Below are 13,813 nucleotides of genomic sequence, written 5' to 3'. Positions count from 1 at the left end.
GTGCCGAAAGGCCGAGGCCGGTATCCAGCTTTCCTGATTTAAACACCGGAGACCATCATGACCATGACCGAACTTGCGCCTGCCGGCGGCGAGGCGATTTCGCTTGCCGAGGCGAAGGCCTTCCTGCGGGTGGACGACGGCGCGGAGGATGCCCTGATCCTCTCGCTGATCCGCACCGCGCGCGATCATCTGGAGCGGGAGACGGGCGTCGTGACGCTCACGCGGCCGTTCCGGCTCTATCTCGACGACTGGCCGGCGAGGAAGACGCTGGAGATCGGGCGCTTTCCCGTGACGAGCATCGAGGCGGTGACGGTCTATGATGCGGCCGGCTTGCCGGTGGCGGTCGATCTTTCCGGCTTCGTGCTGGCGGGGCGGGCGCTGCCGCCGCGGCTGTTCCTGCCCGCGCGGCCGGTGACGCTGCGCGCGATGAACGGCATCGAGATCGATTTCACCGCCGGCTTCGGCGAGACGGGCGCGGACGTGCCCGATGGCCTGAAACGCGCCATGCTGACCCATGTCGCCGCCATGTACGAGCTGCGCGGCGGGATCGATGCCGGCGACCAGCCGGCCGTGGTGCCGGCGGGCTACGACCGGCTTGTGGCACCCTATCGCATCCGGAGGCTCTGACCCATGCGGCTTCCCTTCGATCCCGGGCGGCTGTCGCGCCGCATGACGCTGGAGCGGCCGGTGGAGATGCCGGACGGGCAGGGCGGCGCGACGCTGGCGTATGTGGCCGTTGCCGACCTCTGGGCGCTGATCGAGCCGCTGGCCATGCCGGAACGCGAGGCAGCGGGCGAGGCGCGCTTCGAGGTGCGCCATGCGGTGTGGCTGCGCCATCGCGCCGATGTGACGGCCGGCATGCGCTTCAGGATGGGCGGGCGGGTGCTGGTGATCCGCTCGCTTCGCGATCCCGACGAGACGCGGCGCTACCTCGTCTGCCGCTGCACGGAGGAAGGCTTATGAGCGCGGCATCCGCCCTTCAGACGGCGATCGTGGCGCGGCTTGGCGGTGATGCCGCGCTTTCGGCGAAGATCGGCCCAGGCGGGATCCGCGACCGGCGCATTGACCGGCGTGACGGACCGGCCGTCGTCATCGTCGAGATCGATAGCCGCGATCTTTCGACCGGGACGGAGACCGGCGAGGAGCACCTGGTGACGCTGCAGGCGCTGAGCGGCGAGGGCGGCATGAAGACGGTACAGGCGATTGCCGGCGACGTACGCCGCCTGCTCGACGATGCGGAACTGGTGCTGGCGGGAGCGGCGCTGGTGTCGATCCTCCACCGCCGGACGGTTTGCCGACGGGATGCGGCGTTGAGGGGGCATGTGGCGGAGATAGTGTTTCGGGCGGTGACGGAGTGAGGTCAAGCTGGCATGGTTTTCCGGTTGCATTCTGCATCTCATGATAGCAATCTTGGCTGTCCTGGTCGCTGCCCCCGCGCGATGTGTCACCCTTGCGCGCGGAACGAAGCAGATGGTCAATCGTCGCCAGCGGATGTCACATGGGAAAAAGTATTGACGAAAATATTGACGATCGCGGCGATCTGACCCATCATTCGTTCGTGGAGTTCGACTGGGATGATGGCAAGCACGCGAGCAATCTCGAAAAGCACCGGGTCGATTTCATCGATGTCATTCCTGCTTTTGCAGATGTCGGCAAGATGATCGCGCGTGATGACCGAAAGGATTACGGCGAGCGGCGCTACAATATGTTGGCGATGCTGGAAGGTCGGGTCTTTCACATCACCTTTACACCGCGCGGGCCAGTGACCTGGCTGATCTCCGCGCGCAAGGCAAATGACAGGGAGCAGAAACGCTATGAGCAGCGCACCTGACACAGGCCGTTTTGTTCTCGTGGACGGCAAGCCGCACCGTCGTGAGGCGGACGGGCGACTGGTGCCCACGGCGGGCAGGACCGACTTCAGACAGCTCGATGCCATGAGCGAGCAGGCGGTTGAGGACGGAGCGATCTCCGACCCGGACGCCCTGGCGATGAGTGATGACGAATGGGCGACGGCAGTGGCGGTCAAGCCGGCGAAGGTGCCGATGACCCTGAAGCTCGACGCTGACGTGCTCGACTGGTTCCGGCAGAACGGCAAGGGGTACCAGACCCGCATCAACATGGTCCTGCGTCGGTACATGGAAGCGCAGAAGAAAGCCGGCTGAAAACCAGGCGGATGCGTTTGCGCGGTCGAGCTGATTGCCTCGCTCGAAGCGGCGATCTGATCCGAACACAACTAAAATCTCACCGAGGCGTCCCATGCGGGGCGCCTTTTTTGTTTGGCGAAGGAGCGGGTGATGGTGGCGCAGAAGGGCAGGGACATGCTCGTCAAGGTCAATGGCGGCAGTGGTTATGTGACCGTGGCGGGCTTGCGGGCGCGCAAGGTGTCGTTCAATGCGCAGGCCGTGGATGTGACCGACGCGGAATCGAGCGGGCGGTGGCGGGAGCTGCTGGGCGGGGCGGGCGTGCAGCGCGCCTCGATCTCGGGCGGCGGCATTTTCAAGGACCAGTCCTCGGATGCCACGCTGCGCACCGCGTTTTTTGCCGGGACGATCCTCACGCTGCAACTCGTCATTCCCGCCTTCGGGACGCTGGAAGGGCCCTTCCAGGTGACGGCGCTCGACTATTCCGGCCGGCATGACGGCGAGGTGCAGTTCGAGATGGCGCTGGAATCGGCTGGTGCCCTGACCTTTACGGTGCTGTGATGCCGGGCGCGCGTTTGCAGATGGGCGGCGGTTACGCGGGCGCGCGGGCCAATCGCCACCGAGGCGAAGTGGAGGCGATCATCGACGGGGAGCGGCGCATTCTGTGCCTGACGCTGGGCAGCCTTGCGGAGCTGGAAACGGCCTTCGGGGCGGAGAACCTGGCGGCGCTTGCCGCACGCTTTGCCGGCGGTCGGCTCTCGGCAGGCGACATCATCCGCATTCTCGCGGCGGGCTTGCGGGGCGGCGGCAATCTGATGGGCGAGGACGAGGTGGCGGCCATGACCGTCAATGGCGGGCTTGCCGGCGCGGCCCGGCTTGTGGCCGAGCTTCTGGCGGCGACCTTTGGCGTCCCCGGTGCTGACGGTGGCGATCTCGCGAGAGAGGGCGAAACGCCGGACCCTTGAGGGCCGCGGCAGGCGACAGCGGTGGTGCGCGGCGGGCCTTTCCCTGGGACGCGGCGCTGCATCACGGCTTCTGTCTGTTGCGGCTTTCGGCGCGGGATTTCTGGGCGATGACGCCGCGCGAACTGGCGGCGTCGATGGGGGCGTTGGCGCCCCGCAATGCGTGCCTGTCGCGCGGCGCACTCACGGCGATGATGGCGGCGTTTCCTGACGAGGCGGTGTGAGCTGCCGCGTGGCCCGTCGGAACGGATGATGGAAGGATGAGGCGATGGCGGGGGACGTAACGGATTTTGCGGCGCGCCGCGAGGAGGCCGAGGCGCTGGAGCGGGTGCTGGCGGATCTGGAGGATCGCTCGCGGTCCTTCGGGGCGGCGATCACCGGGGCGCTGGCTTCGGCCGCGCGCGGCGGCGAGGGGCTGGAGACGGTGCTGAAAAACATCGCCTTGCGCATGTCGTATGTGGCGCTGTCGGCCGGCCTGAAGCCGCTGGAAACGGCGCTCGGCAATGCGATCTCCGGGATTGCCGGGGGATTGGCGAGCGGGCTGTCTGCCGGGCTTGCGGGAGGATTGCCAGACGGGCTTTCCACCGGCGTCACGGGGACTGTGACGCCCTTTGCCGAGGGCGGGGTGGTGGCGACGCCGACCTATTTTCCAACCAGTGGCGGTCTCGGTCTGATGGGCGAGGCGGGCGCCGAGGCGATCCTGCCGCTGAGGCGCGGCAGCGACGGGGCGCTGGGTGTTGCGAGCGATGGCGGCGGGCAGCCGGTGCAGGTGGTGTTCAACGTGACGGCGCAGGATGCGGCGAGCTTTCGCAAGTCCGAAGGTCAGATCGCCGCCATGCTGGCGCGCACCGTGGCGCGGGGGCGGCGGGGGCTGTGAGGCGGGACAGGTCGTTCGCGCAGGCCCCATTGTGGCGCGTCGATGGGCTTCGCACCCCCTCATCTGCCTGCCGGCATCTTCTCCCCGCTGGGGAGAAGAGACCCGGACGGGAAGTTGCCTCCCTCCCTTCTCCCCTCGGGGAGAAGGTGGCCCGAAGGGTCGGATGAGGGGGCTTTGCGCTTCCGCAAATTGCGCGGCGCCCGACGAGCGAAGAGCGGACACCGTGCATGGCGCGCAGGACTGCGACGTCGCAGTCATGCGGATTTTGGGTGACGCCGGGCCATCACAGCCGGTGAGCAGCAAATTGCAGAGACAAGAAACGCGCACCGGACGGCTTTCAGCCGATGGATGGCGTGTGGGCGAAAAGGATGATCGGGCATGGCGGACGGGTTTCATGAGGTGCGCTTTCCGTTGCGGCTGGCGCTGGGGGCGAGCGGCGGGCCGGTACGGCGCACCGATATCGTCGATCTCTCCAACGGACGGGAAACGCGCAACCGGCGCTGGCAGGATGCGCGGCGGCGTTATGATGCCGGCTCGGGCCTGCGGAGCATCGACGATCTCTATGCCGTCGTTGCCTTCTTCGAGGCGCGGGCCGGCCAGCTCTACGGCTTCCGGTTTCGCGATCCCGTCGACTACCAGTCCTGTGCGCCAGGCGCGGTGCCGGCGGCGGGCGATCAGGTGATTGGAACGGGGGACGGGGTCCGCACCGCCTTTCAACTCGCCAAGACCTATGGAGATGCGGGCGGCAGCACGCGCCGGGAGATCGTGAAGCCGGTGGCGGACAGCGTGATGGTGGCGGTGAACGGGGCGGTGAAGGTGGCGTCGAGCTTTACGGTGAATGCGGCGACGGGCGTCGTGACCTTTCTGCCCGGCCATGTGCCGGCGGCAGGCGCGGTGGTGACGGCGGGCTTCGTGTTCGACGTGCCGGTGCGCTTCGACACCGACCGGATCGAGGTGGACCTGTCGCGCTTCAAGGCGGGCTCCATTCCGAGCGTGCCGCTGGTGGAGATCCGGCCATGAGGGTGCTTCCGGCGGGTTTGGCGGCGCGCCTTGCGAGCGATGCGACGACGCTGGCGCTGGCCTGGCGGGTGACGCGGCGGGACGGGACCGTGCTTGGCTTTACCGAGCATGACCGCGATCTCGTCTTTGACGGCACGACCTTTCTGGCGGCGAGCGGCTTCAGGGCCAGCGAGAGCGAGGCGGCGGCGGGGCTCTCGGTCGATGCCAATGCAGTGGCGGGCGGCTTTTCAAGCCTTGCCATCTCCGAGGCGGATGTGACCGCGGGGCGCTATGACGGGGCGGGGGTCGAGACCTTTCTGGTGGATTGGGCAGCGCCGGAGCATCACCTTCTGTTGAGGCGCGAGGAGATCGGCGAGGTCACGCTCTCCGGCGGGGCGTATCGCGCGGAGCTCAGGCGTCTCACGCACCGGCTGGATGCGGTGAAGGGGCGGATCTACGGGCGGCGCTGCGATGCCGTGCTGGGGGACGGGCGCTGCCGTGTCGATCTCAATGCGATGGGGCGACGGGTGACGGGCACCATTCTTGCGGTCGCGGACGGGCGGCGGTTGAATGTGTCGGGGCTTTCGGGCGCGGCGGCGGGGGCCTTTTCGCTCGGCGTGCTGACGCCGGCCGGTGGCGCGCTGTCCGGCGTTGCGCTCGACATTGCCGATCACGCCCGCGACGGCGGCACGGATGTGCTGACACTGTGGCTGCCGCCGCCGGTGCCGCTTGTGGCGGGGACGGCGTTTGCGGCAACGGTCGGCTGCGACAAGCGGTTTCAGACCTGCCGCGAGAGATTTGCCAATGCGCTGAATTTCCGTGGTTTTCCGCACATGCCGGGCGGCGACTTCGCCTTTGGCTATGCGGACCGGGACAGCGTGCATGACGGGAGCCCGCTCTATGACGATTGAGGCTCAGGGGCAGCGGATCGTGACGATCGCGCGCGGCTGGATCGGCACGCCTTACCGCCATCAGGCGAGCCGCAAGGGCGTGGGCTGCGATTGCCTGGGCCTGGTGCGCGGCATCTGGCGGGACCTCTACGGAAAAGAGCCGGAGGACCCAGTGCCCTACAGTGCCGACTGGGCCGAGCGCGGCGGCGCGGAGCGGCTGCTTGAGGCGGCGATGCGGCATTTCGGGCCGGCGCTGCCGCTGGGCGACGCGCGGGCCGGCGACGTGATCGTGCTGCGCTGGAAGACGGGCGCCATCGCCAAGCATGCCGGCATCCTCTCCGGGCCGGATATGTTCATCCATGCCTATGAGCAGGCGGCAGTGGTGGAATCGCCACTCGTCTCGGCCTGGCGGCGGCGGATCGCCGGGGTTTTCCGGTTTCCGCCGGCCTGAGCGCGCAGGGCATATTCGAGACAGTGACGGAAGGACGGCAGTATGGCGACGATCATCCTGCAGGCGGCGGGCGCTGCGCTCGGATCGGTGTTCGGGCCGGTGGGCGCGATTGTCGGGCGGGCCGCGGGTGCGCTGGCGGGCAGCGCCATCGACCGCAGCCTGTTTGGCCAGGGTGGCGGCACGGTGGAGCGCGGGCGGCTGTCGGCAGCGCGCATTCCCGGTGCCGACGAGGGCAGTCCGCTGGCGCGGGTCTACGGCACGGCGCGGGTGGCGGGCACGCTGATCTGGGCAACACGCTTCGAAGAACAGGTGACGGTGGAGCGGGCCGGCGGCAAGGGCGGCGGCGGCACGCGCGTCGAGACTTTCACCTACTATGCGAACTTCGCGCTGGGCCTCTGCGAGGGGCCGATTGCCGGCATCCGCCGTGTCTGGGCCGACGGGCGGGAGCTGGACCTGACGGAAATCGAGATGCGGCTGCACCGCGGCACGGAGGACCAGCCGGTCGATCCGCTGTTGGCGGCCAAGCAGGGGACGGAGGCGCTGCCGGCCTATCGGGGGCTCGCCACTCTCGTCTTCGAGCGTTTTCCGCTCGACCGGTTCGGCAACCGCATTCCCGTGATCCATGCCGAAGTGCTGCGGCCGGTGGGGCGGCTGGAGCGGGATATCCGCGCCGTGACGATCATTCCGGGCGCGACCGAGCACGGCTATGACCCGGCGGTCGTCAGCGAAACGACAGGGGACGGGGCGAGCCGGCTGATCAACCGCAACATCTTCCATGCCGGCAGCGACTGGGAGGCCTCCATCGACGAATTGCAGGCGCTCTGCCCGAATCTGGAGCGGGTGGCGCTGGTGGTGGCGTGGTTCGGGACGGACCTGCGCGCCGGCACCTGCCGGATCCGGCCGGGCGTGGAGGTGCGGGCGCGCCGCGACGAGAGCCGGGAGTGGCGGGTCGCGGGGCTCGACCGGACGGCGGCGCATCTCGTCAGCGGGGGCGCCGATGGTCCTGCCTATGGCGGGACACCCTCGGATGCCAGCGTGCTGGCGGCGATCGCTGACCTCACGGCGCGGGGGCTCAAGGTCTATCTCTACCCCTTCCTGATGATGGACGTGCCGCCGGGCAACGGGCTGCCGGACCCCTATGGCGGGGCCGAGCAGGCGGCCTATCCCTGGCGCGGACGGCTGACGTGCCATCCGGCCCCCGGACGGCCGGGAACGGCGGATGGCACGGCGGCGGGGCGCAGCACGGTCGAGGCCTTTCTGGGGACCATCGCCTATGATGATTTCGACGTTTCCGGCGGGCTGCCGGTGGCGCCTGCGAGCGACGAGGGCTATCGCCGCTTCGTGCTGCATCATGCGAAGCTCGCCGCGCTTGCGGGCGGGGTCGACGGCTTCATCATCGGCTCGGAAATGCGCGGGCTGACGCGCGTGCGGGACGAGGCCGGCGCCTTTCCCTTCGTCGAGGGGCTGGTGGCGCTGGCGAGCGATGTGCGCGCCGCGCTGGGGCCGGCGACGAAGCTGACCTATGCGGCCGACTGGAGCGAATATGCCGGGCTCGATCTCGGGGGCGGGGCGTTCCGCTACCATCTCGACGCGCTGTGGGCGGCGCCAGAGATCGATGCGGTCGGGATCGATGCCTATCTGCCTCTCGCCGACTGGCGGGACGGCGATATCGGCAGCGGCAATCCGGATGGTTTTGCCCATGCCGAGGATGAGGACGCCATGCGGGCCATGGCGCGCGGCGGCGAGGGCTATGACTGGTTCTATGCAAGCCCGCAAGATCGTGCCGCGCGCCAGCGCACGCCGATCACCGACGGCATGGCCGGCAAACCCTGGGTCTACCGCGTGAAGGATATCGCGAGCTGGTGGGGCAACCGGCATTATGACCGCACATCCACCGGCGAAAGCGCGGTGCCGACCGCCTGGCTGCCGGGCATGAAGCCGGTCTGGTTCACCGAACTCGGCTGCCCCGCCATCGACCACGGCGCCAATCAGCCGAATGTCTTCGTCGATCCAAAATCGGCCGAATCGGCGCTGCCCTATTTCTCACGCGGGCGGCGCAGTGATGCGATGCAGCGGCGCTATCTGGAGGCGATGCTCTCTTCTTGGGCCGATGCCGGCGGGCCGGTCGATCCCGACCACATGTTCGTCTGGACCTGGGATGCGCGGCCCGTTCCGGCCTTTCCGCTGAACCGGGCGCTTTTCGCAGACGGGACCAACTGGGCGACGGGCCACTGGCTGAACGGGCGGCTGGGCGCCGGGACGCTCCGGGATGTCGTCTCGGCCGTGCTCGCCGACCACGGCGTGACGGATGCGGATATCACGGGTCTTTGCGGCGATCTCGACGGCATCGTGCAGGACGGGCCGGCCTCGGCCCGCAGCCTGATCGAGCCGCTGATGGCGCTTTACGGCATTGCGGCGGGCGACCATGGCGGGCGGCTGACGCTCTGCGTGCCGGCGCGCCTTGCGGCGCCCGCGCGCCGTATCGATGTGCTGGCGGAGCCGGAGGAGGGCGGGCGGATCGAGGAGACGATCGGCCATGCGAGCGACTTTGCAACCGGCGCGGTGCTGGACCTTTACGATGCCAGCCGCGACTATGAGCGGCGCACGCTGCGCTCGCGCCGCCTCGGCCCGGCCGGCGAGCGCACGCTGAGCCTGTCCCTGCCGGGAACGCTGCACGAGACAGCGGCCGAAGCGGCGATGGAGACGGCGCTCGCCGACCAACAGCTCGCCCGCCGGCGTCTGACCTTTCACCTCTCGCCGAGCGAGATCGCGGTCGAGCCGGGCGACCGGCTGCGCCTTGCCGACGGGCCGGCGGGCCTCTGGCTGGTGGAGCGGATCGAGGACGGGGCGATGCGGCGGATCGAGGCCCGCGCTTTCGCGGCCGGCCCGGCGCTCTCGGCATCCTCGGGGGAAACCGCTGCCGCCACGCCGCGGCGCGAGGCCTCCGATGGCTACCAGCCGGTCGTGGTGCTGATGGACCTGCCGATGATGGGCAATGCCGCGCCGGAAAGCTTTGCCAGCGCGGCGGTGCTGGCGCGGCCCTGGCGCAGCACGGTGCTGTCGTCCTCCGCAACCGGCGAAGGCTATCGCCTGCGCTGCCGGATCGACCGGCCGGCGCGGCTTGGCCGGCTGGTCGAGGCGCTGGGGGCGGGCGTTTGCGGGCGTTTTGACCGCCGGCAGGCGCTGGTGGTCGATCTCTCCTTCGGTGGCCTCTCTTCGGTGTCTCCCGGCGATGTGCTGAACGGTGCCAACCGCGCCGTGCTTGTGGCCGGCGATGGGCGTCTGGAAGTCATCGCCTTCACCGCCGCCGAAGAAATCGCGGCGGGCCGTTTCCGGCTGACGGGCCTGCTGCGCGGCCTCTTCGGCACCGACGACGCCATGTCGGCGGGCTTTGCCGCCGGGGACCGCTTCCTGATGCTGGACGAGGCGGTGACCTCGCTGGCGCTGGCCGCCGACGAGGCGGGCCGGAGCCTCAACTGGATCGCCGAAGCGGCGGGCCGCGCTTTGCCGCCGGTGGGGCCGCAGGTCTTTGCGGGCGGCCTGCGCGCCGTGACGCCGCTGGCGCCCGTGCACCTTCGCGCCCGCCGGCAGGACGATGGCAGCGTGGTCTTCGGCTGGCTGCGGCGCGGACGGATCGAGGCCGACACATGGTTCGACGGCGACGTGCCGCTGGACGAGCCGGAGGAGCGCTACCGCATCGAGGTGCTCGCGGGCGCGGATGTGCTGCGCCGCGCGGAGACGACGACCGATCGATGGACCTATGCGGCGAGCGAGGAGATCGCGGATTTCGGCGCGCCGCAGGAGACCATCGCCATCCGTGTGCGCCAGATCGGCGCGCGCATGGCCAATGGCCTGCCGGCGACGGCGCGGCTTGCGCCCTGATGGCGGCACACATCCTTCAACAGCAAAGGAGAGGCACATGATCGACATGAAGAACTGGTACGAATCGAAGGCCGTCTGGGGCGGTATCGTCGCTGTCGGCGCATCGCTGGCCGGCCTATTCGGCGTCAACCTCCCGGAAGGGACGGCCCATGACGTGACCGAAGCCCTCACCGCCATTGCCGGCGCCGTCGGTGGCCTGATCGCCGTTTATGGGCGCCTTTCCGCCGACAAGCGGCTGCGGTAACGACCATTTGAACGGCTGCAAGGGCAGATGCGTAGGCTATGACCGGGGCGGGAACTGCCGCCTCGGCAGCGGTGGTCGGGGTGAGAGTGTGCGGTGCAAAAACGACGGCCGACATTCATTCCGCATTCAGCCGCATTCGGATAAACCCTTGACCACGATCACTTCCCTGTCGAAAGTGCAACCATGTCGTCACCGATCATCATTGCCGTGCTTGCTGTCGGACTGTCCGGCCCGAGCGTTCCGCCGCGCGCGGATGGCGGGGGCGTGATTCTGGCTGCCGAAGACTGCGCCGCTGCTGCCGCCCGGGTCGTTGCCGAGACCGGTGGCATTCTGCTGTCGGCCATTCCCAAGAGCGACGGGACCTGCGAGGTCATCGTTCTCAAGAACAAGGACGGCGAGCGGCGCGAGAAGATCATCCGCCGCGAGCAGCCCTGAGGCGCTGGCAGGACCGGCCTCGGCAACGGGGCGTCATAATTGGGGCCGGACGGGGGCGGCATGGGGGAAAACGCGGCGTGCCCGCAATTCCATCATGATACGCTGCCATGAGAGGCGGCAAGAACAGGGCCGGCGCGACCCGACGGGGCGGTGCCGGAGCCAGGTGGAACGGAGCAAGGCATAGATGCGCATACTCGTGGTCGAGGACGATGAGAACCTGAACCGGCAGCTGACCGAGGCGCTGAAGGAAGCGGGATACGTCGTCGATCAGGCCCATGACGGCGAGGAAGGCCATTTTCTCGGCGACACCGAGCCCTATGACGCCGTCATCCTCGACATCGGCCTGCCGGAGATGGACGGCATCACCGTGCTGGAGAAGTGGCGCGCTGCGGCCAAGCGCATGCCGGTGCTGATCCTGACCGCCCGCGACCGCTGGAGCGACAAGGTGAGCGGCATCGACGCCGGTGCCGACGATTACGTCACCAAGCCCTTCCATGTGGAGGAGGTGCTGGCCCGCATTCGCGCGCTGATCCGCCGCGCCGCCGGCCATGCGAGCTCCGAGATCGTCTGCGGCCCCGTGCGCCTCGACACCAAGGGCTCCAAGGCGACGGTGGACGGGGTGCAGTTGAAGCTGACCTCGCACGAATTCCGGCTGCTGTCCTACCTCATGCACCATATGGGGCAGGTCGTGTCCCGCACCGAGCTGGTCGAGCACATGTACGACCAGGATTTCGACCGCGATTCCAACACGATCGAGGTCTTTGTCGGCCGCCTGCGCAAGAAGATCGGCAATGACCTGATCGAGACGGTGCGTGGCCTCGGCTACCGGATGCAAGCGCCCGGCAATGGCCATTAGATCCCTCACGATCCGCGTTCTGCTGGTCTCGACCATCTGGGCGGCGCTGGCGCTCGTGGTGACGGGCGTGACCATCTCCACCCTCTACCGGCGCGGCTCCGAGCGCGGCTTCCAGGACCTCTTGCGCGCCCAGCTCTACAACGTCATCAACTCGGTGACCGTCAACGACAAGGCGGCGCTGTCCGGCAGTCCGCAACTGGGAGACCTGCGCTTTTCCCAGCCGCAGACCGGCTGGTACTGGATCGTCGAGCCGATCGGCGAGTTCAAGACGGCGCCGCTGGTCTCCACCTCGCTCGGCTCCGGGACGCTGCCAATCGTCAGCGTCGACGAGGTGCCCTTCGACTTCCGCTACGAGCGCTTCTACACGACGAAGGACAGCTTCGGAAATTCGGTGGAAGTGGCCGAAACCGAGGTGGTGCTCGATATTGACGGGCGCACGGCGCGCTTTCGCGTGGCCGGCAACCGCGCGGTCCTTGAGGCCGACGTCAACGCCTTCGACCGCAACCTCGCCATCGCGCTCTCCATCTTCGGTCTCGGCGGCCTCGGCATGAACGCACTCGCCATTCTCTTCGGGTTGAGACCGCTCGATGGCGCGCGGCGCTCGCTGGAGAAGATCCGGGCCGGGGAGAGCGAGCGTCTGGACGGCGAATTCCCGCGCGAAATCATGCCGCTCACCACCGAGATGAACGCGCTGATCGAGAGCAACCGGCGCATCGTTGAGCGCGCCCGCATGCAGGTCGGCAATCTCGCCCACTCGCTGAAGACGCCGATCGCGGTGCTGCTCAACGAGGCGCGGGTGCTGGAGACGCCGCATTCGGAGGTGATCCGCATGCAGGCCGAGGCCATGCAGTCGCAGGTGCAGTCCTACCTCAACCGTGCCCGCATCGCCGCCCAGCGCGAGACGGTGCTGGCGCGCACCGATGTGGAGCCGACGCTGGAGCGCCTGATCCGTGTGATGCGGCGCCTGCATGCCGAGCGCGTCTTCACCCTGGATGTCGATCCGCCCGTGCTGATTCTCGCCATGGAACAGCAGGATGTGGAAGAGACGGTCGGCAACCTCCTGGAGAACGCCGCGCGCTTTGCCGTGAGCGAGGTCAGGATCGTCGTCCGGGCAGCGCCGGACGGGGTCAGCGGGCCGGATGCAGCGCGCAAGCACTGGGCGACGATCGCCGTCGAGGATGACGGGCCGGGGCTGGAGCCGGACGAGATCGCCTATGCCCTGAAACGCGGCCGGCGGCTGGACGAAAGCAAGCCGGGCACGGGACTCGGCCTGTCCATCGTCTCGGAAATCGTCTCGGAATATCAGGGCACGCTCAGCCTTTCGCGCGGGTCGCTCGGCGGCCTGAAGGCCGACCTGGTGCTGCCGGTGGCGACTTGACGCATCGCAGCCCCGCGCCAACTTTGTCTGGCGCTTCAAGCGTGCGGCCATGAGGTTGGACAAATGTGATGAATGCCGTTTGCTGCGATTGCGTCCACGGGCGGCGAATGTCAAAAGACAGGCGGATCGGGCGTTATCCTCCTTTACAGGGGACGGCGCGGCAGGACAGCGGGAAACGGGCATGATGGGTAGGGCGTTGAAGCAGTTTGATGCGGGCGTGAAGTCGGTCTGCGTAGCCTTTGCATGCATGGCCCTGGCGGCCTGCACGACGACGGCACGGGCGCCGTTGACCGCGGCGCTGGGCGGAAGCTCGGCAGCGGCGACGACGGGCTCGCAGACCTATCTTGCTGCGCTGCAGGGCGGAATTATCGGACGTCTTCCTTCGGCCGACCTCGGCAGGGCCGATCGCCAGCGGGCGCTCGAGGCCGAATATCGCGCGCTGGAAGCAGCGCCGGGCGGCCAGCCCGTCGCCTGGAAGGGAAGCGCCATATCCGGCGAAGTGGTCGCCGCGGCGCCCTATCAGGTGGGTTCGCAGAACTGCCGCCAATACAGCCACACCATCGTTGCCGGCAGCCAGACGCAGACCGCACGGGGCGTGGCCTGCCGCAACCCGAACGGCAGCTGGACGCCGCTCGGCTGATCGCCAGCTCTCGCTCTTGCGGCGAAACGCCTCAAATTTCGGTGTGGCCAGTCTTTGA

18 protein-coding genes are annotated in these 13,813 nt (G+C 68.5%); all 18 read left to right on the top strand.

The genetic code is table 11. From position 1 onward, the window contains the following. Positions 1–57 precede the first annotated feature (57 nt). The 18 genes from F3H41_RS16140 to F3H41_RS16055 all read left to right on the top strand — a co-directional run bounded on the left by F3H41_RS16140 (position 58) and on the right by F3H41_RS16055 (position 13,755). Entirely contained in the window at positions 58–627 is a 570-nt protein-coding gene (locus F3H41_RS16140) for a phage head-tail connector protein (protein WP_149739715.1), read from the top strand. Between the two features lie 3 nt (positions 628–630). Beyond that, positions 631–963: a phage head closure protein gene (locus F3H41_RS16135; RefSeq protein ID WP_149739714.1), complete on the top strand. Its 333-nt coding sequence runs from the start codon at positions 631–633 to the stop codon at positions 961–963. Beyond that, a complete protein-coding gene (locus F3H41_RS16130; RefSeq protein WP_149739713.1) occupies positions 960–1,358 on the top strand; it encodes a DUF3168 domain-containing protein in 399 nt (132 codons plus the stop codon). The genes F3H41_RS16135 and F3H41_RS16130 overlap by 4 nt, the downstream gene beginning before the upstream one ends. A 140-nt stretch (positions 1,359–1,498) precedes the next feature. Then, a complete protein-coding gene (locus tag F3H41_RS16125) occupies positions 1,499–1,831 on the top strand; it encodes a BrnT family toxin (protein WP_210246666.1) in 333 nt (110 codons plus the stop codon). Next, positions 1,815–2,162, top strand: a complete 348-nt coding sequence (locus F3H41_RS16120) for a BrnA antitoxin family protein (RefSeq protein WP_210246665.1) — start codon at positions 1,815–1,817, stop codon at positions 2,160–2,162. The genes F3H41_RS16125 and F3H41_RS16120 overlap by 17 nt, the downstream gene beginning before the upstream one ends. A gap of 132 nt (positions 2,163–2,294) precedes the next feature. Beyond that, a complete protein-coding gene (locus tag F3H41_RS16115) occupies positions 2,295–2,702 on the top strand; it encodes a phage major tail protein, TP901-1 family (protein WP_149739712.1) in 408 nt (135 codons plus the stop codon). Continuing rightward, entirely contained in the window at positions 2,702–3,106 is a 405-nt protein-coding gene (locus F3H41_RS16110; RefSeq protein WP_149739711.1) for a gene transfer agent family protein, read from the top strand. Before F3H41_RS16115 ends, F3H41_RS16110 begins: the two co-directional genes overlap by 1 nt. Continuing rightward, a complete protein-coding gene (locus tag F3H41_RS16105; protein WP_149739710.1) occupies positions 3,103–3,327 on the top strand; it encodes a rcc01693 family protein in 225 nt (74 codons plus the stop codon). Before F3H41_RS16110 ends, F3H41_RS16105 begins: the two co-directional genes overlap by 4 nt. A 44-nt stretch (positions 3,328–3,371) precedes the next feature. Then, positions 3,372–3,980, top strand: a complete 609-nt coding sequence (locus tag F3H41_RS16100) for a phage tail tape measure protein (RefSeq protein WP_149739709.1) — start codon at positions 3,372–3,374, stop codon at positions 3,978–3,980. 378 nt (positions 3,981–4,358) lie between these two features. Continuing rightward, positions 4,359–5,000 (top strand): DUF2460 domain-containing protein, encoded by a 642-nt coding sequence (locus tag F3H41_RS16095; RefSeq protein ID WP_149739708.1) that lies wholly within the window; start codon positions 4,359–4,361, stop codon positions 4,998–5,000. Next, the gene (locus F3H41_RS16090) at positions 4,997–5,890 is read left to right on the top strand and encodes a DUF2163 domain-containing protein (RefSeq protein ID WP_149739707.1); all 894 of its coding nucleotides are present in this window, start codon (positions 4,997–4,999) and stop codon (positions 5,888–5,890) included. Before F3H41_RS16095 ends, F3H41_RS16090 begins: the two co-directional genes overlap by 4 nt. Then, entirely contained in the window at positions 5,880–6,320 is a 441-nt protein-coding gene (locus F3H41_RS16085; protein ID WP_244616235.1) for an NlpC/P60 family protein, read from the top strand. The genes F3H41_RS16090 and F3H41_RS16085 overlap by 11 nt, the downstream gene beginning before the upstream one ends. 42 nt (positions 6,321–6,362) lie before the next feature. Continuing rightward, positions 6,363–10,202, top strand: a complete 3,840-nt coding sequence (locus F3H41_RS16080; protein ID WP_149739705.1) for a glycoside hydrolase TIM-barrel-like domain-containing protein — start codon at positions 6,363–6,365, stop codon at positions 10,200–10,202. 37 nt (positions 10,203–10,239) lie between these two features. Further along, complete coding sequence (locus F3H41_RS16075) at positions 10,240–10,446, top strand: hypothetical protein (RefSeq protein ID WP_149739704.1); 207 nt, start codon at positions 10,240–10,242, stop codon at positions 10,444–10,446. Positions 10,447–10,629: 183 nt separating this feature from the next. Continuing rightward, positions 10,630–10,881: a hypothetical protein gene (locus F3H41_RS16070; RefSeq protein ID WP_149739703.1), complete on the top strand. Its 252-nt coding sequence runs from the start codon at positions 10,630–10,632 to the stop codon at positions 10,879–10,881. 184 nt (positions 10,882–11,065) lie between these two features. Then, a complete protein-coding gene (locus F3H41_RS16065) occupies positions 11,066–11,737 on the top strand; it encodes a response regulator transcription factor (RefSeq protein ID WP_149739702.1) in 672 nt (223 codons plus the stop codon). Next, positions 11,727–13,115 carry an ATP-binding protein gene (locus tag F3H41_RS16060; protein ID WP_149739701.1) on the top strand — a complete coding sequence of 463 codons (1,389 nt, stop codon included), beginning with the start codon at positions 11,727–11,729 and terminating at the stop codon, positions 13,113–13,115. The genes F3H41_RS16065 and F3H41_RS16060 overlap by 11 nt, the downstream gene beginning before the upstream one ends. 184 nt (positions 13,116–13,299) lie before the next feature. Continuing rightward, a complete protein-coding gene (locus F3H41_RS16055; protein ID WP_149739842.1) occupies positions 13,300–13,755 on the top strand; it encodes a hypothetical protein in 456 nt (151 codons plus the stop codon). Positions 13,756–13,813: the final 58 nt, after the last annotated feature.

This window comes from Rhizobium sp. RU20A, assembly GCF_900155885.1.
Classification (GTDB): domain Bacteria; phylum Pseudomonadota; class Alphaproteobacteria; order Rhizobiales; family Rhizobiaceae; genus RU20A.
This window is presented reverse-complemented; position numbering and strand designations above follow the sequence as displayed.

Excerpts from the sequence above, each read along its gene's own strand:
- F3H41_RS16070 (WP_149739703.1), top strand. The coding sequence starts at position 10,630 with ATGTCGTCACCGATCATCATTGCCGTGCTTGCTGTCGGACTGTCCGGC.
- F3H41_RS16120 (WP_210246665.1), top strand. The coding sequence starts at position 1,815 with ATGAGCAGCGCACCTGACACAGGCCGTTTTGTTCTCGTGGACGGCAAG.
- F3H41_RS16085 (WP_244616235.1), top strand. The coding sequence starts at position 5,880 with ATGACGATTGAGGCTCAGGGGCAGCGGATCGTGACGATCGCGCGCGGC.
- F3H41_RS16115 (WP_149739712.1), top strand. The coding sequence starts at position 2,295 with ATGGTGGCGCAGAAGGGCAGGGACATGCTCGTCAAGGTCAATGGCGGC.
- F3H41_RS16100 (WP_149739709.1), top strand. The coding sequence starts at position 3,372 with ATGGCGGGGGACGTAACGGATTTTGCGGCGCGCCGCGAGGAGGCCGAG.
- F3H41_RS16135 (WP_149739714.1), top strand. The coding sequence starts at position 631 with ATGCGGCTTCCCTTCGATCCCGGGCGGCTGTCGCGCCGCATGACGCTG.
- F3H41_RS16055 (WP_149739842.1), top strand. The coding sequence starts at position 13,300 with ATGGGTAGGGCGTTGAAGCAGTTTGATGCGGGCGTGAAGTCGGTCTGC.
- F3H41_RS16090 (WP_149739707.1), top strand. The coding sequence starts at position 4,997 with ATGAGGGTGCTTCCGGCGGGTTTGGCGGCGCGCCTTGCGAGCGATGCG.
- F3H41_RS16065 (WP_149739702.1), top strand. The coding sequence starts at position 11,066 with ATGCGCATACTCGTGGTCGAGGACGATGAGAACCTGAACCGGCAGCTG.
- F3H41_RS16075 (WP_149739704.1), top strand. The coding sequence starts at position 10,240 with ATGATCGACATGAAGAACTGGTACGAATCGAAGGCCGTCTGGGGCGGT.
- F3H41_RS16125 (WP_210246666.1), top strand. The coding sequence starts at position 1,499 with ATGGGAAAAAGTATTGACGAAAATATTGACGATCGCGGCGATCTGACC.
- F3H41_RS16110 (WP_149739711.1), top strand. The coding sequence starts at position 2,702 with ATGCCGGGCGCGCGTTTGCAGATGGGCGGCGGTTACGCGGGCGCGCGG.
- F3H41_RS16080 (WP_149739705.1), top strand. The coding sequence starts at position 6,363 with ATGGCGACGATCATCCTGCAGGCGGCGGGCGCTGCGCTCGGATCGGTG.
- F3H41_RS16130 (WP_149739713.1), top strand. The coding sequence starts at position 960 with ATGAGCGCGGCATCCGCCCTTCAGACGGCGATCGTGGCGCGGCTTGGC.
- F3H41_RS16095 (WP_149739708.1), top strand. The coding sequence starts at position 4,359 with ATGGCGGACGGGTTTCATGAGGTGCGCTTTCCGTTGCGGCTGGCGCTG.
- F3H41_RS16060 (WP_149739701.1), top strand. The coding sequence starts at position 11,727 with ATGGCCATTAGATCCCTCACGATCCGCGTTCTGCTGGTCTCGACCATC.
- F3H41_RS16140 (WP_149739715.1), top strand. The coding sequence starts at position 58 with ATGACCATGACCGAACTTGCGCCTGCCGGCGGCGAGGCGATTTCGCTT.